General features: G+C 71.0%; 17 protein-coding genes, 1 tRNA gene and 4 pseudogenes. 2 read left to right on the plus strand and 20 right to left on the minus strand.

The window, feature by feature from the left end; translation table 11 throughout:
* Positions 1-202: 202 nt before the first annotated feature.
* The 17 genes and pseudogenes from ACP4J3_RS09550 to ACP4J3_RS09630 form a co-directional block, all read right to left on the minus strand.
* Positions 203-606 (minus strand): annotated as a pseudogene (locus ACP4J3_RS09550) (transposase); the annotation flags it as partial.
* A gap of 126 nt (positions 607-732) precedes the next feature.
* A pseudogene (locus tag ACP4J3_RS09555) lies at positions 733-1,119 on the minus strand (DUF2637 domain-containing protein); the annotation flags it as partial.
* A gap of 389 nt (positions 1,120-1,508) precedes the next feature.
* Positions 1,509-1,582: transfer RNA gene (locus tag ACP4J3_RS09560), tRNA-Pro, on the minus strand.
* Positions 1,583-1,663: 81 nt separating this feature from the next.
* Positions 1,664-2,922 (minus strand): annotated as a pseudogene (locus ACP4J3_RS09565) (MFS transporter).
* A 137-nt stretch (positions 2,923-3,059) separates the two neighbouring features.
* On the minus strand, positions 3,060-3,419 hold the full coding sequence (locus ACP4J3_RS09570; RefSeq protein ID WP_426532424.1) for an MmcQ/YjbR family DNA-binding protein: 360 nt from the start codon (positions 3,417-3,419) through the stop codon (positions 3,060-3,062).
* A 222-nt stretch (positions 3,420-3,641) separates the two neighbouring features.
* Entirely contained in the window at positions 3,642-4,154 is a 513-nt protein-coding gene (locus tag ACP4J3_RS09575; RefSeq protein ID WP_426532426.1) for a GNAT family N-acetyltransferase, read from the minus strand.
* Entirely contained in the window at positions 4,151-4,741 is a 591-nt protein-coding gene (locus ACP4J3_RS09580) for a helix-turn-helix domain-containing protein (protein WP_426532428.1), read from the minus strand. The genes ACP4J3_RS09575 and ACP4J3_RS09580 overlap by 4 nt, the downstream gene beginning before the upstream one ends.
* Positions 4,742-4,821: 80 nt before the next feature.
* On the minus strand, positions 4,822-5,724 hold the full coding sequence (locus tag ACP4J3_RS09585) for a LysR family transcriptional regulator (RefSeq protein ID WP_426532430.1): 903 nt from the start codon (positions 5,722-5,724) through the stop codon (positions 4,822-4,824).
* 38 nt (positions 5,725-5,762) lie between these two features.
* The gene (locus ACP4J3_RS09590) at positions 5,763-6,956 is read right to left on the minus strand and encodes a glycine C-acetyltransferase (protein ID WP_426532800.1); all 1,194 of its coding nucleotides are present in this window, start codon (positions 6,954-6,956) and stop codon (positions 5,763-5,765) included.
* A gap of 19 nt (positions 6,957-6,975) precedes the next feature.
* Entirely contained in the window at positions 6,976-8,004 is a 1,029-nt protein-coding gene (tdh, locus tag ACP4J3_RS09595) for an L-threonine 3-dehydrogenase (protein WP_426532432.1), read from the minus strand.
* 145 nt (positions 8,005-8,149) lie between these two features.
* A pseudogene (locus ACP4J3_RS09600) lies at positions 8,150-8,897 on the minus strand (hypothetical protein).
* Between the two features lie 89 nt (positions 8,898-8,986).
* On the minus strand, positions 8,987-9,562 hold the full coding sequence (locus tag ACP4J3_RS09605; protein ID WP_426532434.1) for a GAF domain-containing protein: 576 nt from the start codon (positions 9,560-9,562) through the stop codon (positions 8,987-8,989).
* A gap of 60 nt (positions 9,563-9,622) precedes the next feature.
* The gene (locus ACP4J3_RS09610; protein WP_194038940.1) at positions 9,623-10,222 is read right to left on the minus strand and encodes a GTP-binding protein; all 600 of its coding nucleotides are present in this window, start codon (positions 10,220-10,222) and stop codon (positions 9,623-9,625) included.
* A complete protein-coding gene (locus ACP4J3_RS09615) occupies positions 10,200-10,571 on the minus strand; it encodes a DUF742 domain-containing protein (protein WP_190068460.1) in 372 nt (123 codons plus the stop codon). The genes ACP4J3_RS09610 and ACP4J3_RS09615 overlap by 23 nt, the downstream gene beginning before the upstream one ends.
* A 2-nt stretch (positions 10,572-10,573) precedes the next feature.
* Positions 10,574-11,008 carry a roadblock/LC7 domain-containing protein gene (locus ACP4J3_RS09620; protein WP_426532436.1) on the minus strand — a complete coding sequence of 145 codons (435 nt, stop codon included), beginning with the start codon at positions 11,006-11,008 and terminating at the stop codon, positions 10,574-10,576.
* A 92-nt stretch (positions 11,009-11,100) separates the two neighbouring features.
* The gene (locus tag ACP4J3_RS09625) at positions 11,101-13,665 is read right to left on the minus strand and encodes a sensor histidine kinase (protein ID WP_426532438.1); all 2,565 of its coding nucleotides are present in this window, start codon (positions 13,663-13,665) and stop codon (positions 11,101-11,103) included.
* Positions 13,666-14,273: 608 nt separating this feature from the next.
* Entirely contained in the window at positions 14,274-15,449 is a 1,176-nt protein-coding gene (locus tag ACP4J3_RS09630; RefSeq protein ID WP_426532440.1) for an MBL fold metallo-hydrolase, read from the minus strand.
* 244 nt (positions 15,450-15,693) lie between these two features.
* Here ACP4J3_RS09630 and ACP4J3_RS09635 point away from each other — a divergent pair, with 244 nt between their 5' ends.
* Together ACP4J3_RS09635 and ACP4J3_RS09640 are read left to right on the plus strand one after the other, a co-directional pair.
* Positions 15,694-16,872, plus strand: coding sequence for a Glu/Leu/Phe/Val dehydrogenase dimerization domain-containing protein (locus ACP4J3_RS09635; RefSeq protein ID WP_426532442.1), 1,179 nt, complete (start codon positions 15,694-15,696; stop codon positions 16,870-16,872).
* A gap of 166 nt (positions 16,873-17,038) precedes the next feature.
* Entirely contained in the window at positions 17,039-17,659 is a 621-nt protein-coding gene (locus ACP4J3_RS09640) for a TetR/AcrR family transcriptional regulator (protein WP_426532444.1), read from the plus strand.
* A 104-nt stretch (positions 17,660-17,763) separates the two neighbouring features.
* Here ACP4J3_RS09640 and ACP4J3_RS09645 read toward each other — a convergent pair whose 3' ends face one another.
* The 3 genes from ACP4J3_RS09645 to ACP4J3_RS09655 all read right to left on the minus strand — a co-directional run bounded on the left by ACP4J3_RS09645 (position 17,764) and on the right by ACP4J3_RS09655 (position 20,525).
* Positions 17,764-18,549, minus strand: a complete 786-nt coding sequence (locus tag ACP4J3_RS09645; RefSeq protein WP_426532803.1) for an SGNH/GDSL hydrolase family protein — start codon at positions 18,547-18,549, stop codon at positions 17,764-17,766.
* 145 nt (positions 18,550-18,694) lie between these two features.
* A complete protein-coding gene (locus tag ACP4J3_RS09650) occupies positions 18,695-19,408 on the minus strand; it encodes a DUF6250 domain-containing protein (protein ID WP_426532446.1) in 714 nt (237 codons plus the stop codon).
* A 193-nt stretch (positions 19,409-19,601) separates the two neighbouring features.
* Positions 19,602-20,525 (minus strand): M23 family metallopeptidase, encoded by a 924-nt coding sequence (locus ACP4J3_RS09655; RefSeq protein WP_426532448.1) that lies wholly within the window; start codon positions 20,523-20,525, stop codon positions 19,602-19,604.

The following is a 20,525-nucleotide window of genomic DNA, read 5'->3' on the forward strand; positions in this document are numbered from 1 at the left end:
TCCCAGCGGGGCATCGGCCTTCGGCGCGGCAGCCGACCTCAGCCACAGCTCAGAACGGCCGCTACATACGGTCTACAACAGTGAACCCAATCGGGCGCCGCTCTTGCCATCCATTCCAGTCGCCAAAGGCCCGGGACTTGGAGCATGAGCAGCATCATGGGGTGCATTGACAGTGAAGTTGGTCCGTGCAGGTCAGCGCCTTCTGCCGGACCAACTTCGCTGTCAACGGACAACTGGCGCCGTCCTCGATGACGGCGTTCTTGAAGCCGGTGTCGCCCCAGCTCTCGGAGATGGTCGGATACGTCTTCTTGGCCTGGTCGAGGAGCTGAATTCCGACGGTGTTCTCGGACAGGCTCGCGGCGGTGACAGCCACGGCGAGGATGAGTCCGATCGTGTCGGTGAGGATGCCCCGTTTCCTGCCGACGATCTTCTTGGCGGCGTCGGTTCCCTGGCCGGTCAGGGGCACATTGGTGGAGGTCTTCACGCTCTGGGTGTCGATCACGGAAGCGGTCGGTTCGGGCTTGCGCCCTTCCTTCACGCGGGCCAGCCGGTCAGGTCGTAGTTGAGCTGGGTGAGGATTCCCTCGTCGCGCCAGGCGGCGTAGTAGGCCCAACCCTCTGTGCCGTTGCTCCTCTTCGGCCACACCATCTCGTCCGTGACTCGATCACCCGGACGGTGCACGAGAAGTTCAACCGAGAGCAGCAGGGCGACGGGCGGCCACCCGGCGACGAGGACCGGTTTCCATTCCAAGGCCGGTGCCGCCGCAATGTTTGCGGCCAGAGAGACCGCGATTCCCAGCAAGAAGGCCGACCAAATCGCCCACCGTGCCCGGCGGGTCCGAGATTCTGACTGTTTGAGGAGCCCGACCGCGGGCAGGAGCAAAAGTCCATCAACCGAAAGCGGCCACAGCGAGGCACTGACCGAGTCGGCTCCGCCTTGCAGGGCGAACTTCCGCTGGTGGACGTGGGAAGCATAGGCGGCGACCCCTGCGACGACGAGCGCGCACAGGGGCCGCACCCACGCATCGGGATCGAGTCCGTGCCGGGGGACAGGACGTCCGGCGGTCTCTCCCAGGGAAATCCGGGGAACTAGAGGGAAGTCCTCCGCATCCCTCAACACAACTCCCCAGGCCAGCAAGGGCGCAGCTCAGGCCCAGACCCCACCGGCACAAACGAACTGTCCTGCCGGTTTTCGTTCCGTAGTGCCAGCAGAACGATCGGATCCGCGGCCAGGCGCCGGCTGCAAAAGTGAGCCGCCTGGAACGCCTCCACATGCGCCCGCGTGACCTCGACCGGGTCCCCGGCCGCAGCGAGCGGTCCCAGTCCCGCAGGAACCCCGCTCAGGTCTTCAACAGGCCCGCAGTGATCTTGTTCAAGTCCAAGAGCGGCATCTTCGCCGGCCTCCGAGTAAAGGTGCCGATGAGCGGCATGCTCAACCCCGAAGCCGGAAGCGACCCACACAGAAGAAGGGCCCCCACAGGCTCTCGCCTGCGAAGACCCTTCGCACCGTCGGGACGACAGGATTTGAACCTGCGACCCCTTGACCCCCAGTCAAGTGCGCTACCAAGCTGCGCCACGTCCCGGTGCCTATCTGACCTGGGGTTTCCCCTGGCCGAACGTGCATGGAAACAATACCGCACTCGGGTCGGTGGTCGCGCACCCGTTTATTCGTGCCCGCAGCCCTCGGTGCTGCCAGGACGCGCCTCGGTGCCGCGCAGGCACACGCGCTCGTCCCCCGGCACCGGCGCCGCCCCAGGCTTCGTCGGGGCGTCCGCCCGTACCAGGTCCCGTATCGACCGCACTGAGAGCAGCGCACCCGCGACGACGAGGCTCATCCCTCCGGCGACGAAGAGCACATGATCGGCGCCGAGGGTCGCGGCGGCCGGTCCGGCGATGGACTGGCCAACCGGCATCATCGCGAGGGAGCCCGCCACGTCGTACGCGTGGATGCGGTTGAGGACGTCGGCCGGGACCTGTGTCTGGACGCTGGTCGCCCACATCACGCTCCAGAAGGCCATGCCGGCCCCGGCGACGGCCGCTCCCGCCGCCATGTCCGGAACACCCAGGCCCGCGCCGACCGTCACCGGGAAGCCGGCGAAGGCGAAGAGACCTGTCGCGCCGGCACGGAGCATACGGCGAGGACGCAGCCGCAGGGCGAGCAGGCCGCCCACGACGGTGCCCGCGCCGAGGGCGGAGTTGATCAGGCCGTAGGAGCGGGGGCCGTGCTGCTGGACCACCTCCGCGGCGACGAGGGGGACCGTCGGACCCCACACGGTGATCATGTAAACGCTCCAGACGGCTATGACACCCCAGAGCCAGCTCCGGGACCTGAACTCCCGCCAGCCTTCTGCCAGATCGGCGCGGAAGGCTCTGGTGCCCCGGCCGGCTTCATCGCCCTCCGGCGGCCGGGGCCGCGCGGGCAGACGCAGGAGCAGGAGGCACAGTGCGCTGATCCCGTAGGTGGTCGCGGCCTCGGCGATCCGGATGGCTCCGTTCGCCCCCTGGACGTCGGCGGCGAGTCGGCGCACCGTGCTTGCCACGCCAGGCTGGAACACGGCGCCCGCCACGCCGTTGACGAAGCCGATCGCGCAGATCTGCCACAGCACCACGTGCCCGGAGAAGAAGAGCACGGCGGCCAGGGACTGGGTGCACAGGCGGACCAGGTCGGCGCCGATCATCAGCCTGCGGGTGCTGAAGCGGTCGGCGATGACCCCGCCGAACACGATGAGCCCGGCGAAGGCGGCGGACGTCGCGGCCAGGGCGAGACCGACCGCTCCCCCGCCGTACCCGTGCAGCAGGAGGCCCGCGGCGAGGGCCACCGGCAGCATGGTGTCGCCAGTTGGGCGACGGCGCGCGCGACGAAGAACAGGCCGAAGTTGCGCGACCACACCGGGCGCGAGCCTGCCTCCTCGCCCCCGCTCACGGTCCTCGCCCCTCCCCGGCCGACCCGTTCCCCCACGCCGTCGCACAAGCCGCCGTGGTGGCCGAGGCCTTCTCCGCCCCGGCTCCCACACCAGCCCTCGGATCATGGCACGGGGCACTGACAATGCCGCAGAGATGTCAGTCCCCCGTCGGCAGCCCCAGCTCCGGATGCGCCTCCAGCAGACGGGTCGGGGCGGCCTGGCGCCAGGAGTCGGCGAGGATGTCGCGCAGTTCGTCCTCGTCGTCCAGGGCGGCGAGCCGGGCGCGCACCCAAGCGAACTGCGCCTCGTGGTCGGCGATCCAGAACTTCTCCGGCTCGGCCAGGACCAGCTCGTCGCGCTCCTCCTTGGGACAGCGCACCGCAAGGGAGGTCTCGTCCTCGGGCAGGGTGGCGAACATCTTGCCCGCGACCCGGAACGTGGGCATGCTCCAGGCGATCTTCTCCCGCGTGTCCGGCAGAGAGAGGGCGATACGGCGTACGTCTTCGGCATCCGGCATGAGACGCACGGTAGCGCCTGCCACCGACAATCACCTGGTGAGAGGGGCAGCCCGCCCCAGGGACGCGCCCAGCAGCTGAAGTTCTGCTCGGCGGTCCATCCGAACAGGGTTCCGTCCTCCAGGATCATGAACCCGTCCATCACTCACAGTCCACGGGTCCTTTTCCGCCCGGTGAGTGTTCCACGCGGCACTGACAAGTGCCTCAGACACAAGGGCGCCCGGTCACACGCGCTTGTAGTAGATCGTCGTGGGCCGCAGGACTCCGGACGGGCTCGCCGCGTAGTCCGGGATCACCCCGGCCCGGGTCCAGCCGGCCGAGTCGTAGAGGCGCTCGGCGCGGCTGTCGGTCTCTGTGTCCAGATGGAGGAGGGTGACGCCGGCCTTGATCGCCGCCTCCTCCGCGGTCGTCAGGAGCCGGCGGCCGAGCCCCTGCCCGCGCGCGTGCCGGTGCACCATCAGCTTGACCAGCTCGGCCCGGTGGCTGCTGTTGGGCTTGTCGGGGAAGTCCAGGCCGACCGTGCCCATGGTGCGCCCGCACATGTGCGCCACCCACACTGCCAGCCGCCCGGCACCGACGGCCGCCGCGCGCTCCTTCCACCAGACCATGGCCGCCGTACGGTCGAGAGGGGCGAGGAATCCGACGGAGGCACCGTCGTCCACGGCGTCCATCAGCAGGTCGGCCAAGTCCTCGACCAGCTCCAGCAGTTGGATCTCGTCCAGTCGCGTCACGATCACGGCTTCACCACCGCCAGTACGTACCGCACCGCCTGCGGCCCCGCGCACCGGAACCGCGTCGGCCCCCACACCCGCATCCGCAGACAGTCCCCGGCACCGACATGGTGCTCGGCCTCCTGAACCGTCACGTCGAGCGCCCCTTCCAGCACCCATATGTGCTGCTCCAACCCCGGTACCGGCGGTCGGTCGTACGCGATGTCGGCCCCCGCGGTCAGCCGTCCCTCGACGAGTTCGGCACGCAGGCCGGTGTGCGGCGGCGACACGGATCGTCGTACGAACCCGGAAGCGCGGTCCTCCCACACCGGCTGCTCGGCCGCCCGTACCAGCAGCGCGGGCTCGGACTCGACCTCGCTGAGCAACTGGGACATGGTGCGGCCGTAGACGTGGCACAGGCGGTTCAGGAGTGCGGCGGTGGGACTGATCTCCGCCCGTTCGGCCCGGGAGAGAGTCGAGCGGCTGATGCCGCTGCGTTCCGCCAACTCGCCCAGGGACCAGCCTCGTTCGGCCCGCAGCTCGGCCAGGCGCGCGCCGAGGCGGGTGTCGACCGGGTCGGGGGGCTCGCTATCGCCTGTCGCATCGTGTCTCACATTCGGGACACTATCCCGAATGTGAGACGTCCATGTTACGGACGGCTCACCCCCACCGTGGTTCACTCTCCGGCCGCGGCTTACTCTCCCGCCGCCTCGCCCAGCGCCTCCAGCACCGGCCGGATCAAGGGGTGCTCCTCGGCGCCTCGCCGTACGGCCGCGAAGACCCGGCGTGTGGGAGCCACCCCGTCCACGGGCCGTACGACCACCCCCGCGAGGTCCATGCCGCACAGCGCCGAGCGGGGCACGAGCGCCACTCCCGCGCCGGCCGAGGCGAGGGCGACGACCGCTCGGAAGTCGTCGGAGGAGTGTTCGAGGCACGGTTGGAAGCCGGCGGTCTCGCAGGCCAGGACCACCACGTCATGGCAGGGGTTGCCGGGGTAGGGGCCGATCCAGGTGTCCTTGGCCAGTTTCGCGAGCGGGACCTCCGCCGCGTCGGCCAGGCGGTGGCTGACCGGGACGACCGCGTCGAAGGGCTCGGCGTACAGCGGTACGTGCGCCAGGCGGGGGTCGTCGGCCGGCGGCGCCCCGCGGTACTCGACGGCCACCGCGATGTCGACCTGCCGGTCGAGGAGCATGGGCAGGCTGGCGTCGCCCTCGGCATCCTGGACGCGGATGCGGATACCGGGGGACGTCTCGGCGAGGCGGGCCACCGCCGGTGCGACGACCAGGGCGATTCCGGTCGCGAAGGAGGCGACGGTGACCGTGCCGGCCGCGCCCGAGCTGTACGCCGCGAGCTCGGCCTCCGCCCGCTCGAGCTGGGCGAGGACGGCGTTGGTATGGCCGAGCAGGATCTCGCCGGCCGGGGTCAGCCGTACGCCTTTGGCACCGCGCTCGACCAAGCGGTGGCCGGTCTCCTGCTCCAGGGCCGCGAGCTGCTGGGAAACCGCGGAGGGGGTGAGGTACAGCGCGGCGGCAGCCGCCGTCACGGTGCGGTGGTCGGCCACCGCACGGAGGATGTGGAGCCGCCGCGCTTCGATCATGAGATCGATTATCGCAATATGTCCGGGCTGCCCGGACCTCAGGCTTCCAGTTCCGCCCGGGCCGCGACGAAGGCGTCCACGGCACGGTTGACATCGTCCGTCGAGTGCGCGGCGGAGAGCTGCACGCGGATGCGGGCCTGGCCCTGCGGGACCACCGGGTAGGAGAAGCCGATCACATACACGCCCCGCTCCAGCAGCAGCTCGGCGAGCCGACCGGCCTTCGCCGCGTCGCCGATCATCACGGGCGCGATGGCGTGGTCGCCGGGGAGGATCTCGAAGCCCTCCTGCGTCATACGGCGGCGGAACAGGGCGGTGTTCTCGGCGAGCCGGACGCGCAGGTCGTCCGCCGACTCCAGCAGGTCGAGGACCTTCAGGGACGCCGCCGCGATCACCGGGGCCAGGGTGTTGGAGAAGAGGTACGGCCTGGAGCGCTGGCGCAGCAGGGCGACGATCTCGGCGCGGGCCGCCACATAGCCGCCGGAGGCGCCGCCGAGCGCCTTGCCGAGGGTGCCGGTGATGATGTCGACGCGGTCCATGACGCCGTGCAGCTCGGGAGTGCCGCGGCCGCCGGGGCCGACGAAGCCGACGGCGTGCGAGTCGTCGACCATGACCATGGCGTCGTAGCGGTCGGCGAGGTCGCAGATCTCGCGCAGGGGCGCCACATAGCCGTCCATGGAGAAGACGCCGTCGGTGACGATCAGCCTCCGCCGCGCGTCGGACGCGTCCTTCAACTGCCGTTCCAGGTCGGCCAGATCACGGTTGGCGTAGCGGAAGCGACGGGCCTTGGACAGCCGGATGCCGTCGATGATCGACGCGTGGTTGAGGGCGTCGGAGATCACCGCGTCCTCGGCGCCGAGGAGCGTCTCGAACACGCCTCCGTTGGCGTCGAAGCAGGAGGAGTAGAGGATCGTGTCCTCCTGGCCGAGGAAGGCGGCAAGGCGCGCCTCCAGCTCCTTGTGCACCTCCTGCGTGCCGCAGATGAAACGGACCGACGCCATGCCGTAGCCCCAGCGGTCCAGGGCCTGGTGGGCGGCGGCGACGACCTCGGGGTGGTCGGCGAGGCCGAGGTAGTTGTTGGCGCAGAAGTTGAGGACCTCGCCGGGTCGGCCGCCCGCGCTGACGTTGACGGTCGCGGACTGCGGTGTGTCGATGACGCGCTCGGGCTTGTGCAGGCCGGCGGCGCGGATCTCGTCGAGGGTGGCGCGCAGGTCGTCGCGCACGGAGTCGAACATCATCAGTCCCTTGTGGAGGTCAGAGGGTCCAGTCGAGGATGACCTTGCCGCCGCGGCCGCTCGCCGCGTCGGCGAACGCCGCCTCGAAGTCGCGGTAGCCGTAGCGGCCGGTGATCACGGGTGCAAGGTCGAGGCCGCCTTCCAGCAGCACGGACATCGCGTACCAGGTCTCGAACATCTCGCGGCCGTAGATGCCCTTGATGGTGATCATCGAGGTGACGATCCGGGCCCAGTCGACCGGGAACTCCTGGGCGGGCAGGCCGAGCATGGCGATACGGCCGCCGTGCGTCATGTTGGCGATCATGTCGCGCATGGCCTCGGGGCGGCCGGACATCTCCAGGCCGATGTCGAAGCCCTCGCGCAGGCCGAGTTCGCGCTGCCCTTCGGCGATGCTCGCCTCCGACACGTTCAGCGCGAGGCTCACGCCGACCTTGCGGGCCAGCGCCAGCCGTTGCTCGCTCACGTCGGTGATCACGACGTTGCGCGCCCCCGCGTGCCGGGCCACGGCCGCCGCCATCAGGCCGATCGGGCCGGCTCCGGTGATCAGCACGTCCTCGCCGACCAGCGGGAACGACAGCGCGGTGTGCACGGCGTTGCCGAACGGGTCGAAGATCGCCGCGACATCGAGGTCCACGGGCACACGGTGCACCCACACATTGGCGGCGGGCAGGGCCACGTACTCGGCGAAGGCGCCGTCCCGTCCGACGCCGAGCCCGACCGTGGCACGGCACAGGTGACGGCGGCCGGCCAGGCAGTTACGGCACTTGCCGCACACCAGATGGCCTTCGCCGCTGACCCGGTCGCCGACGGCGATGTCGGTGACGTCCCGGCCGGTCTCGACGACCTCGCCGACGAACTCGTGCCCGACCACCAGCGGGGTGCGGATCGCCTGCCGCGCCCAGTTGTCCCAGGACCGGATGTGCAGATCGGTGCCGCAGATGCCGGTGCGCAGCACCTTGATCAGTACGTCGCCCGGTCCGACGGCCGGGTCCGGAACGTCCGCGAGCCACAGCCCGGGCTCCGCCTTCTCCTTGACCAGCGCCTTCAACGCTACGGCTCCTGTGCGTGAGTCCCGGCCGCGGGCATGCCGAGGGAGCCCGCGGCCGGGGAGAGGGGTGGAATCGCGTAGCAATCTGCCGCACGGCGGCGCCCTGGTCCATCGAGGATTTCTTAAGCGGCGCCACAGCTTTCCTTCACGCCCTGGGCCCGGCAGCCCCCTGACCGCCTTCGAAGTACGCGATCAGCGCCGGATCGAGTGGTGACACTTCGCGTACGGCGCCTTCCGCGCGCAGCGACTCGGTCGCCCCGCAGCCGGCCGCCACCGCCATCCGCGCGGCCACCGGCGAGGTGTCGGTGCGCCCGCCCTCCCGTACGAACCGCAGGAACTCGTCGACGATCAGCGGATCGGCGCCACCGTGTCCGGCGCCCTTTGCTGCGTCCGACACCGTGTGCGGCGGCCAGTGACCGTCCTCCGTGCACCAGTCGGCGGCCTTCGGTTTCACCGGGGGGCGCGGCGGTGCGGGATGTTGCCGTACACCATGAGGTCGCCGAACGCCTGCACGCGGCGGGTGTATCCGCCCGCGAGCCAGTAGTGCAGGACGTCGATGTCGTGGGCGCCCTTCTGCAGCAACAGGCCGGTGCTGCAGCGGCGTTCGGCGTGCCAGTCGGACCACCGGCATGTGCCGCATGTTGTGCCCGACGTACAGCCTGGTGCCGGTCTCGTGAGCGGTGCGCAGGACGCGGTCGCAGCGCTCCACGGTGATGTCCAGGGGCTTCATCCACCGTGCGCACACCGGGGATGCGGGCCGTGGCCGCGTCCCGGCACGCCGGGTCGGGATCGGCGACGACCGCCGTGCGCGCGCCCTCGCCGGGCCGGTGGGCGGTGCGGGCGAGCGAGCCGCGCAGGCCGAAGCCGAGGGCTCCGAGACGCAGATCGGTCATGTGTCCCTCTTCCGTATGCCCCTGGGCGACAAACCCGCCGAACTCTCCCACTGCATAGGGCATTTGGCGCTACGTGAGGGATTTGCCGCTCACAGCGGCAGCCCGTCCCCCGCCCGCCGCTCCAGCCGTAGCGCGAGGTCCGCCGCCGACGCCTTGATGGTGTCCAGGCCGGCCCTCCCCCATGGCCGCGGCTCCACGTCGACCACGCACACGGTGCCCAGCGCCATCCCCGTGGAGTCTATGAGTGGGGCGCCCAGATAGGAACGGATGCCGAACTCGTCGACGATCGGATTGCCGGCGAACCGCGGATAGTCGCAGACGTCCTCCAGGACCAGCGCCTTGCGTCGTACGACCACATGGGGGCAGAACCCATGGTCGCGCTCCATGTACCGGCCCAGCTCCGGCTTGTCGTCATCGGCCCGCGTCAGGGCCACCCGGTGCCGCACATGCAGGCCGGCGAAAAACTGCCGGTTCTCGTCGATGAAGTTGACCATGGCGTACGGCGCCCCGGTGAGCTCGGCGAGATGGTCCGCGAAGATGTCGAGGGCCGGGTCGCAGTGGTCCCCCAGACCCAGTCGAAGCAGCCGCCGGGCGCGGGCTGGGGCCTCCTTGTCCTCGGGGGTGAGCAGCAGGCGAGCGACCGGATGGGGTGGGCCGTAGCTCATGGGCGGGTTCCGTCCCTGTGGGCGTACGTCATATGCGGCTCCGTGCCTTGTGTGCGGGTGTCACATGTGGGCGCCATGGCTTGGCGCGGGCGCCGGGGTGTGGGCGATGAGGTGTCGTACCAGGGTCAGCAGGGTCTGGACACCGGAGCTGGAGATCCGCGCGTCGCAGCGGACGACGGGGATCTCCGGGTCGAGGTCGATGGCGGCCCGGACCTCCTCCGGGTCGTACCGGTAGGAGCCGTCGAACTCGTTGATCGCGACGATGAAGCCGAGACCCCGCTGCTCGAAGAAGTCGACGGCTGCGAAGCAGTCCTCCAGGCGCCGGGTGTCGGCGAGGATGACCGCGCCGAGCGCGCCCTCCGAGAGTTCGTCCCACATGAACCAGAACCGTTCCTGGCCGGGCGTGCCGAACAGGTACAGGACATGTTCCGGATCGAGGGTGATGCGGCCGAAGTCCATGGCCACCGTCGTCTCGACCTTGTTCTCCACGCCGTCGAGGCTGTCGGTAGCGGCGCTGACCGTGGTGAGCAGTTCCTCCGTGCTGAGCGGCGCGATCTCGCTGACCGCACCCACGAAGGTCGTCTTGCCTACCCCGAAGCCTCCCGCCACCAAGATCTTCAGTGCGGTGGGGAAGGGGTCAGAGCTGTCGTCGTAGTCCATCGAGCACTGCCTCCAGAAGAGCCCGGTCAGTCGGGTTGTGGTGGAACTCGGGGGGCTTGGTGGTGAGCGCCCCGCAGTCGACGAGGTCCGACAGCAGCACCTTGGTGACCGCCGCCGGCAGCTTCAGGTGGGCGGCTGCCTCGGCGACCGAAACGGGGGCGCGGCACAGGTCGAGTGCCAGCTCGTGCTCGGGGCCGAGGTAGCCGAGGGGGGTCGCCCCGGTGGCCATCACCTGCGACATGAGGTCGAGCGCGACGGTGGGCCGGGTACGGCCGTTGCTGACCGTGAAAGGGCGCACCAGCCGCCCGGCCGCGTCGTCGAGCCAGGGCCCGTCGCCGGCAGCGGTCACGTTCAAGGCCTCAGCGCCGAGGGTTCGACGGTGTGCTGGCGGGGTGCCGTGACCAGGTACGGGCGGACGCTCTTGACCAGCATCGCCATCTCGTAGCCGAGCACCGCCGCGTCGGCCTCGCGGCCGGCCAGCACGGCGAGACACGTGCCGGCTCCGGCCGTGGTCACGAACAGCAGGCTCGAGTCGAGTTCGACGACGACCTGGCGCACGTCCCCGCCGTCGCCGAAACGGACGCCGGCGCTGCGGCCGAGGGAGTACAGGCCGGAGGCCAGGGCGGCCATGTGGTCGGCGCTGTCCGGGTCGAGGCCGTGAACCGACTTCACGAGCCCGTCGCAGGAGAGGAGGACCGCGCTGGTCGTGTGCGGTACCCGCTGCACGAGGCCGCTCATGAGCCAGTCGAGATCGGAGACATGAGCGGTCGGCGCTTCGCTCGCCATGGTGGATCGACTCCTTGAGGTACGAAGGTCTGCGGGAGCGCTGGGGGTGGGGGTGGACTCCCAGGCGGACGTCGAGCTGGTCACAGTCGTGGTCATCCGGCTGGTGCGCTCCCGTCGGGCCAGGTGGTGTGGTCGGTGCCGGGCGCGAGCCCGGGGTGTGGCTCGGTTGTGTGGGCCGGGTCCATGGGCGTTGCGCCTATGGGGGGCCGGGCGGTCATGGGGGTCACGTCCATGTGGAGTGCATCCAGGGACGTCGGGCGCAGCGGTGTGGGCTGTGTCCGGTCCGGGTCGCCGTGCGGGGTGGCGGTGTGCGCCGAGTCCATGTGGCCCACGTTCATGCTGCTGCTCACGCTGCTGCTAGCGCTTGTGTGGCCCAGGAGCGTATGACCGGAGGCTGTGTGCGTGGCGGCCACATGGTTCGCACCCATGTGGCCCGGGTCGATGTGTCCCGGATCCATGTGCGCGCCGCCCATATAGCGCGACTCCCTATGTCCGGGCTCGCCTAGCCCCAGCGGTGCGGATCCGCCGTCCATGGGCCTGCCGTCCATATGCCCGGCACCCGTGGGCCCGGCACCCATGTGCGCAGCCTCCACAGACCCGCCGACCACATGTCCGCCGACGACATGTCCGTCACTCACATGTCCGCCACCCACATGTCCGTCACCCACACGCTCGGCATCCCCCCGCACCGATTCCATGTGCTGCTGCGTCTCGGCCAGCCCGATCCCCCGCTGGAAGGCCGCCATCAACCCCGGGTCGTGCCCGGCGAGCGTGTCGGAGTCCTGACGCGGGGCGGGGCCGTCGCGGAGTTGCGGTGCGATGTGCTCCTGGGCGCGGCGCCGGGGAAGCTGGGGCTTGCCCATGGTGCCGCGGACGGTGCTGACGCGTGGGGTCGGCGGAGCGACGGTGTTCTCCTCGACGAGCCGGCGCTCGTCGGACCTGATGCCGGGTACGGCCTCCGCCGGGTTGGCCCGTTCCCCCCGGGCGCCGCGCACGGGCAGCGGTGCCGGCCCGTTGCCGCTGCCTGGCCGAGTGCCAACGGCCGCGCCCTGTCCGTCGGCCTGCGTCTGCTGCCGAAGCGACGCGCCCTGCGAGACCTGCGACGCCTCGCCCACGCCCCGCTGCCCGGCGGCACTCTCCACCCCGGCGGACCCGGAAGGACGGCCAGGACCCTCAGGACCGTCAGGACCGATCAATCCAGCAGATCCAGCGGCCGCCCCGGCAGAGCCGGTCGACCCGGCACCACCACCCGCACCACCAACACCGGCGGGTCCAGCCGACGCGCCCCCCGAAGCATGCCGCCGACGCGGCTGCGGCGCCCCCGCTGCCCGGGGTGGGGCCGGCTGCTGCGGATGGGCCTGCGACGGAGGCTGCGCCGATACGCCCGCGCCCCCCGCACCACCCGCGCCCTGCGGCTCCTGTGCCCGCCCCGCACCCGCGCGCGCTGCCGGTTCCGTCCCCAACAACCCCTGCGGCACGACGAGTACGGCCTGGACACCGCCGTAGATGTTGGTCTGCAGCCGCACATGGATGCCGTGCCGCTTCGCGAGCTGCGAGACGACGAAGAGCCCGATGCGCCCGTCCGCCAGCAGGCTGGCGACGTTGACCTGGTCGGGGTCGGCGAGCAGGGCGTTCATGCGGTTCTGCTCGCCGACGGGCATGCCGAGCCCGCGGTCCTCGACCTCGACGGCGAGCCCCGAGGTGACGAGGTTGGCGCGGAGCAGCACCTGGGTGTGCGGGGCGGAGAACACCGTGGCGTTCTCGACGAGTTCGGCCAGCAGGTGGATGACGTCGGCGACGGCGTGCCCGCGCAGGGTTCCGTCGATCGGCGGCACGAGCTTGACCCGGGAGTACTGCTCGACCTCGGCGATGGCCGAGCGCAGCACCTCGGTCATGGAGACCGGGTTGCTCCACTGCCGGCGGGAGACGGCGCCGCCGAGCACGGCGAGGTTCTCCGCGTGGCGGCGGATGCGGGTGGCGAGGTGGTCGACGTGGAAGAGCCCCTTGAGCAGGTCGGGGTCCTCGATCTCGTTCTCGAGTTCGTCGAGGATGGAGATCTCGCGGTGCACGAGCGACTGCAGACGCCGGGCGAGATTGACGAAGACCTCGAGCTTCTGTTCGCTGCCCGCCTGGCTGGAGAGCTGGGAGGCCTGGACGACGGCGGTGACGGCGCCGTCGTGGGCGCGGGCCAGGTCGGCGGCGAGCAGCTCGAAGTCGTCGGCACCCTCGGAGGGGCCGCCGCGCGGCTTGCGCTTGGGCGGCCCGTCGCCGCGCCGCAGTGTCTCCACGAGGTCCCGCAGATCGGCCTCGCCCCGCGCGCTGCTGCGGCGCAGTGCGCGGATGCGGTCGCTCACGGTTCTGGCTGTGCGGTTGGCGGCCACGGCGGCGATCAGGATGCCCGCCAGGGTCACCGAGACCGCTCCGGCGAGCACGCCCCACAGGGTGAGGCTGGGCCGTACCTCGGCGGAACGCACCACGAAGAGCACGGCCGCGCAGGCGCTGAGGGTCACCGCGACGGGCGGCAGCACGGCCAGCCGCAGGAGTTGGGGCCGTATGTGGGTCTCGGGCAGCGCGGGTGCGGTGCGGGCGGCCGGGCGCCCGTGCCGCCCGCCCTCACGGCGGTCTGCGCGTGCGGCCGGGGCGCGTAGTTGAGACATCGGGGGTCCTCGTACTGGTCCGTCGGTCGGGGCCTGGGGGTGCGCGGTCTGCGCGGCCCGGGGCATGCGCCATCGCGATGTCGGTCGACGGAGCCGACGCATTCGGCTTCGGCTCCCTGTCGCCCGACGGACACCGACAGTAGTCGCCTCCACATCAAGTGCGGTGGGCAGTTGACAAAGTCCCGCAGGTAGCGTCCCGCTCTGGTATGAAGCCTCGTACGACAGACCGATAACCCGCTCCACCGTTCGCCCACAAGGAGCAATCCAACGATCGGACCTGGTCAGAAGTGGTCACGAAGGAAAGCCGAGAAAAGTCGAGGGGCGGGACACTTTCCGTACCCCGCCCCTCGCGGCCATGTCGTTCACCGGCCCGCCACCGCCCCGGCCGGGACGTTTCGGCACCCCCGTGCGCCCGCCCCTCCGATCCCCAGAACGTCACCCGCCGTAACGGCACACAGTGCCGCACGGACGCCTCAACGCACCCCTGTGCGCCCAGCGCGAATCACCACGAGGGGGCACGAGGAAAGATCCCTCGCGCCCCCAATGCGGCCGTCGACCGTCGGCGTCGGCCGCCGGCGTCGGCGTATGCAGATTGTGCAGACGTCGCCCTACACGATCGCCGCGTCCCCCGCCTCAGAAGCGACCGGCGGCCACGTCGGCCACCCCTCGGCGGGCGCCTCGGCGACCTCCCGCCACCACGGCGTCACGGGCGGCACCGAGGCCGGCTCGAAGGGCTCCCCGCAGCGCGGAGCGGCCAGCGTGACCCCGGCCTTGTGAGTGGCCCGCATCATCCACTCGCCCGGCTCCGCCCACGGATGGGGCGCCAGGTTGAAGGTCCCCCAGTGGATCGGCAGCATGACGCCCGCCGTCGGGTCGCCGCCCTGGAGGTCGAGGTGGGCCCGTACACCCTCGTCCGGCGTCATGTGGATGTCGGGCCAGAAGTCCGAGTAGGCGCCGACCTGGATCATCGTGGCATCGAACGGGCCGTGCTCGGCACCGATGTCCGCGAAGCCCTCGAAGTAGCCGGTGTCACCGCTGTGGTAGATCCGGTGCTCGTCCGAGGCGACGGCCCAGGACGCCCAGAGCGTGTGCTGGGTGTTGCGCAGTCCGCGGCCGCAGAAGTGGCGGGCCGGGGTGGCGGTCAGGCCGAGCCCGCCGACCTTGGTCGTCTCGTGCCAGTCCAGCTCGCGCAGCCGGTCGGCGGACACGCCCCAGTGTTCGAGGTGGGCGCCGACGCCGAGCGGCACGGCGAAGATCGTGTCGGTGCCGGCCAGCGCCTTGATGGTGGGCATGTCGAGGTGGTCGTAGTGGTCGTGCGAGATGACGACGACGTCGACCGGCCCGAGCGCGGCGAGCGGCAGCGGCACGGGGTGCAGTCGCTTGGGCCCGGCGAAGGGGAACGGCGAGCAGCGCTCGCCCCACACGGGATCGAAGAGCACGCGGTGGCCGTCGATCTCCGCGAGGATGCTGGAGTGCCCCATCCAGGTCAGGCGCAGTCCGCCGGCGGGCGGCTTGGCCAGATCGGCGTAGGTGGTGGGGTGCACCGGCACGGTGCCCTTCGGGGACCGGCGGGGCCGGGCGTCCTTGTCGAAGAAGATCTTGGCGAACTCCAGCATCGACCCGGAGGGCCGGGTCCGGGCGGCGCCCCCGGGGTTCTGGAAGACCCCGTCCTTGAAGTGCGGCGATCTGCGGATGCGCGCCATGCGCTCACCGCTGGGGTCCACGCCGAAGGCCTCGGGCCGCAGGGCGCGCAGCCCGGAACTCGTCAGACGGAAGCCGGCCACGGTACCTCCAGGTGGAGTCGGTGAGTAATTCCATTATGGTCGGCTCCGCCGACACTCCCGCCGACGCCCCCGAAACCCGCTGGTCCGGCAGGCTCCGGCGCTCTTCCTGCAACACTCCGTCCTTGAGGATTCATCCCTCGCGTTGACATGTCCCCGCCTCCCTTTGATACTGACTCATCGTTCAGTAGCCTCGGCCCGCCGCCCTCGCCCCGCGGACCGGCACCGACCCCGGAGACCCGCCCTCATGACCACACCCCTGCTGTCGCTCACCTGGACCGACGACGTCACCGGCCACCAGGGGTTCCTGGTGATCGACCGGCTCGTGCGGGGCGTCGCCAGCGGCGGGCTGCGGATGCGGCCGGGCTGCACCCTGGACGAGGTCGCCGGGCTCGCCCGCGGCATGAGCATCAAGGAGGCCCTGCACTACGACCCCGAGGCCCGGTACGTCCCGCTGGGCGGCGCCAAGGGCGGCATCGACTGCGATCCCCGGGATCCTCAGGCGTACGGCCTGCTGGTGCGCTACCTGCGGACCATGCGGCCGTACATCGAGAGCCTGTGGACCACGGGCGAGGATCTCGGTCTCACCCAGGACGTGGTCGATCGCGCGGCGGCCGAGGCGGGGCTCGTCTCGACCGTCCAGGCCGTGTATCCGCTGCTCGACGACGAGGCGGGCGGCCGGCGGCGGCTCGCGGAGGCGTTCGCGCTGGAGGTCGACGGCATCGGCCTCGACGAGCTGGTCGGCGGCTGCGGGGTCGCGGAGTCGGTGCTGACCACCCTGGACCGGGCCGGTGTGCCGTACTGGAGGACGCGCGTGGCGGTGCAGGGCCTGGGGACGATGGGCGGGGCCACGGCGCGCTTCCTCACGCGCGCGGGGCTCACCGTCGTCGCCGTCGCCGACATCAAGGGCACGATCGCCAACCCGGCCGGACTCGACGTCGAGGCGCTGCTGGCGGCGCGGGACGCCTATGGCACCGTCGACCGCGCGGCGCTGCGCCCCGGGGACCGCGAACTGCCGGGCGACGCCTGGCTGTCGGCCGAGGCGGAGGTGCTGGTTCCGGCGGCGGTGTCCTACGTGATCGACGGCGCGAACCAGGGGCGCGTCACCGCCCGCTGGATCGCCGAGGCGGCCAACATGCCCGTACGGCCCGACGCGGAGGAGCTGCTGGCCGCGCGCGGCGTCACCGTGCTGCCTGACGTGGTGGTCAATTCGGCCACGAACGCCTGGTGGTGGTGGACGCTGTTCGGGGACGTCGTCCCGGACGCTGACGAGGCGTTCGCCCACACGCGACGTTCGATGCGCGCCCTGACCGACCTCATGCTCGCCCGCGCGGAGGCCGACGGGACGGCACCGCGAACGGCCGCGCACGCCATCGCGGCGGACCGGCTGCCGGTGATCACCGAGCGGTTCGGCCGGTACAGGTGACCGTGGCCGCGCATGGGCGGTGTGTCCGGCCGCCCGCAACTCGTCTGCCGCCGCGGTTGCCTTTGCGGCATCCACGTCAGCCACTACCGCTCCCGCCCCGGCGGCTGCGGGGCTCCGCTCGACCGTGGCCCGGGGACGGCTCGTGGTGAGGCTTTAGGGTGTCGACGTGGCACGAGTGCGGTTGAGCGTGGCGGAGCGGCGCGAGGAGTTGCTGCGGGCCGCCGTCGAGCAGATAGAGGCGCGGGGCGTCGCGGCGGTCAGGATCGCCGACGTGGCCTCGGCGCTCGGTGTGAGCAACGCGCTGGTGCTGTATCACTTCGCCACCAAGGAGAAGCTGGTCGCGGCCGCGTTCGCCCATGCGGCCGAAGGTGATCTGGCCCATCTGCGGGGGCTCCTGGGCCGCCGTACGACGGCGCTGCGACGGCTGCGGGCGGCCGTGCGCTGGTATGCGCCGACCGGGCAGGCCAAGGGCTGGCGGCTGTGGATCGAGGGCTGGGCGGCGGCGCTGCGCGAGCCCGCGCTGCAGGAGGTCACGCGGGATCTCGACCGGCAGTGGAAGAGGGCCATCACCGACGTCATCGCCGAGGGCGTGGCCGCAAAGGAGTTCCGCTGCCCCGACCCCACCGGCGCGGCCCTGCGTCTCACGGCGCTGCTCGACGGGCTGGCCGTACAGCTCACGTCGTACTCGGGCGCGGTCTCGCGCGCGCGTGCCCAGGAGTGGGTGGACGAGGCGCTGGCCCGGGAACTGGGGCTGGAGTGGGAGGCGTTGACGGCGCCGACGCGGTGACGCCGACGGGCAGGCGCGCCGGGTCCCTACCGAGGGCATGAGACAGGGCCGTACCGGTCGTGTGTCGGTACGGCCCTGACCTGTCGGTGCCTCGGGTGCCGCTCTCAGGCCACCGAGCGGATCCGCATCTTGATGTCGTCCGGGGACAACGCGCCCTTGGCCGTCACATGGTCCCCCGACGACTCGCCGCGCAGCCGCCGGCCGATCCATGGCACCAGGTACTCGCGCGCCCAGTGCACGTCGTCGCGGCGGACCTCGAGGGTGCCGCGGGGAGGGAGCGGCGGCCAGGGCTGGTCGGGGTCGGCCGGGACCTCGAGGCCGAGGACCTGGCCCGCGCGAAGCGCCACGCGCGTGTGCCCGTCGGCAGACAGGTGGAGCCGGTCGTCGTCCCAGGCCCGGCGGTCCTGAATGGTCTTCAGGGACCACAGGTCGAGCACCGGGCAGCCGTACCGGTCGGCGATGGCCCGCACATGGCCGTTGTACGTGGCGATCTTGCCGCGCAGATGCTTCAGCACGGGCACGCCACGGGTGTCGAAGCCGGTCGTCACCATGACGGTGCCGACGGCCGAGGTGAGCCGGACGACCGCCCGCTCGAAGCGCTCGGCCACCTCGTCGGGGTCGGTGCCGGGCCGGATGATGTCGTTGCCGCCCGCGCAGAACGAGACCAGGTCCGGGGCCAGTTCCACGGCTTGCGGAAGCTGGTCCTCGACGATCTGGTCGAGAAGTTTGCCGCGTACGGCGAGGTTGGTGTAGTCGAAGTCGCCCTCGGGCCGCCGGTCCGCGAGGAGAACCGCGAAACGGTCGGCCCAGCCGACGAACGCCCCGTCGGGGCCGGGGTCGCCGACGCCCTCGGTGAAGCTGTCCCCCACCGCAACGTACGACCCGATCACTGATCTGCTGTCATTCTTCGAATCGCCTGCCACGTCGGGACATGATTCACCTTCGAATGTGACCTACGCGACCGTAAGGAAGGGTTGACGGGCGGTGAGATAAGCCACTCCTAAAGTGTTGGCCAAACCTGGAATAAGCCTCTGATCAGGGCTGTTGCGGGATCGGTCGCCACACTCGGAAGGCGCTGATCCGGAAGTGGCTCCACACGGTCCGGAAGGCGAAGTGCCCGCCGGTGTAGGGCTCGTGGTCGGTGTAGTCGAAGACGAGCCGCCCGTTGTTCCACCACTGGACGGTGGATCCGTCGGAGACGACGCTGACCCGGTTCGGCCGGTTGGGCACCAGCAGCGGCTCCGTGTAGTCGTGGACCAGCGGACGGACCCCGGCCTCGCCGACGTAGCGGCGCAGGCGTGTCGTGGTGTTGTAGTTGGCGCCGTAGCCCGAGTAGTACGTCTTGAGGTGGTCGTACTCCGCCAGCGCGCCGCTCCGTTGAGTGGCGAAGAGGTCGTCGGGGGACCGGACGTCGAGGGCGTTCCAGAAGTTGTTGAGGTCGGAGACGCGGTCGTTGGGGCCACCCGCGGAGACGGCGGTGGCCGTGTACTGGAGGACGTACGGCCCTTCGAGCCGCTGCCTGAACCACACCGTCGCACCGCTCGGTACGTCGATCTCCAGCACACCGCGCGACGCGGTGACGGTGCCGCCGTCCTGGAGCTCGGTCGCCCACTGGCCGAGGCCGTGGCGGAAGTCGTCGTAGGCGATGAGCCGACGGCGGGGAGCGGCGCTCGCCGCGCCCGCCGGGACGAGTGCCCCCAGTGCGGCTGCGGCGGCCAGGGTTCCGAACGCTCTGCGCGTGGTCGTCACGGCTAGGGCCCCTTCGCTGGTCATGGACCGTCGAGGACAGGGAGAGAAAGCGCTTGCACCACCGAACGGAGATCACCCTCTCCCGAATTCCCCGCGCTGTCGACACCCCTCGACGCGCCGAAGGCCGGACCCGGGGATCGAGGTCCGGCCTTCGGCCGTGTGTCAGGCGGGCGGTTGTCGCGCGGGGCGACCGTCAGCCGATGCCGACGCCCTTGGAGCGGAGGTAGGCGACCGGGTCCACGTCCGAGCCGTAGTCCGGCGAGGTGCGGATCTCGAAGTGCAGGTGCGGTCCGGTCGAGTTGCCGGTCGAGCCGGAGAGGCCGATCTGCTGGCCCGCGGTCACGGTCTGGCCGGCCGAGACGGAGAGCGAGGACAGGTGGGCGTACTGCGCGTAGTAGCCGTCCTCGAGCCGGATGACGACCTGGTTGCCGTACGCGCCGCCCCAGCCGGCCGAGACGACGGTGCCCGCGCCGACCGCCTTGAGCGAGGTGCCGGTCGCGGCGGCGAAGTCGACGCCGGTGTGGTAGCCGCTGGACCACATGCTGCCCGCCACCTTGTATCCGGTGCCGAGGGAGGCGCCGGCCAGGGGTGCAGAGAAGCCCTTGACGGTGCCGGTCTCGGCGGCCGTGGTCGTCTTCGCGGCGGACTTCGAGGCGTTCGAGTCCTTCGAGGAGGACTTCTTGGACGGGGCGGGGGACGAGGACTTGGGGGTGCTCGTCGCGGCCTTCTTGCCGCTCTTGCCGCCGATCGTGAGCTTGAGGCCGGGGTGGATCAGCGACGGGTCGTCGCCGACGGCCGCCCGGTTGTCGGCGTAGAGCCGCTTCCAGCCACCGCTGACGTTCTGGTCGTCGGCGATCTTCGCGAGGTAATCGCCGGGCTTCACGGAATAGGTCCGCACGCCGTTCTTCTTCTCGGCGGCCTTCTTCTCAACGGCCTTCTGGCCGGCGACCGGAAGGGACTGGACGGCCTTTTCCGAAACGGGCTGCGAGGGAGCGGCGTGGGCGCCGGTGGCCCCCATGAGCGGAAGAGCGAGAGCGGCGCCACCGGTTCCGGCGACGGCGATGGAGCGAGTGAAGCGCAGGGACTTCGGGCGGCGGTGCTTACCCTTCGCGGGCAT

The organism is Streptomyces sp. UG1, from assembly GCF_049974585.1.
GTDB lineage: Bacteria > Actinomycetota > Actinomycetes > Streptomycetales > Streptomycetaceae > Streptomyces.

Excerpts from the sequence above, each read along its gene's own strand:
- ACP4J3_RS09570 (WP_426532424.1), bottom strand. The coding sequence starts at position 3,419 with ATGCCGGATGCCGAAGACGTACGCCGTATCGCCCTCTCTCTGCCGGAC.
- ACP4J3_RS09585 (WP_426532430.1), bottom strand. The coding sequence starts at position 5,724 with ATGATCGAAGCGCGGCGGCTCCACATCCTCCGTGCGGTGGCCGACCAC.
- ACP4J3_RS09590 (WP_426532800.1), bottom strand. The coding sequence starts at position 6,956 with ATGTTCGACTCCGTGCGCGACGACCTGCGCGCCACCCTCGACGAGATC.
- ACP4J3_RS09605 (WP_426532434.1), bottom strand. The coding sequence starts at position 9,562 with ATGAGCTACGGCCCACCCCATCCGGTCGCTCGCCTGCTGCTCACCCCC.
- ACP4J3_RS09610 (WP_194038940.1), bottom strand. The coding sequence starts at position 10,222 with ATGGACTACGACGACAGCTCTGACCCCTTCCCCACCGCACTGAAGATC.
- ACP4J3_RS09620 (WP_426532436.1), bottom strand. The coding sequence starts at position 11,008 with ATGGCGAGCGAAGCGCCGACCGCTCATGTCTCCGATCTCGACTGGCTC.
- ACP4J3_RS09625 (WP_426532438.1), bottom strand. The coding sequence starts at position 13,665 with ATGTCTCAACTACGCGCCCCGGCCGCACGCGCAGACCGCCGTGAGGGC.
- ACP4J3_RS09635 (WP_426532442.1), top strand. The coding sequence starts at position 15,694 with ATGACCACACCCCTGCTGTCGCTCACCTGGACCGACGACGTCACCGGC.
- ACP4J3_RS09655 (WP_426532448.1), bottom strand. The coding sequence starts at position 20,525 with ATGCCCGCGAAGGGTAAGCACCGCCGCCCGAAGTCCCTGCGCTTCACT.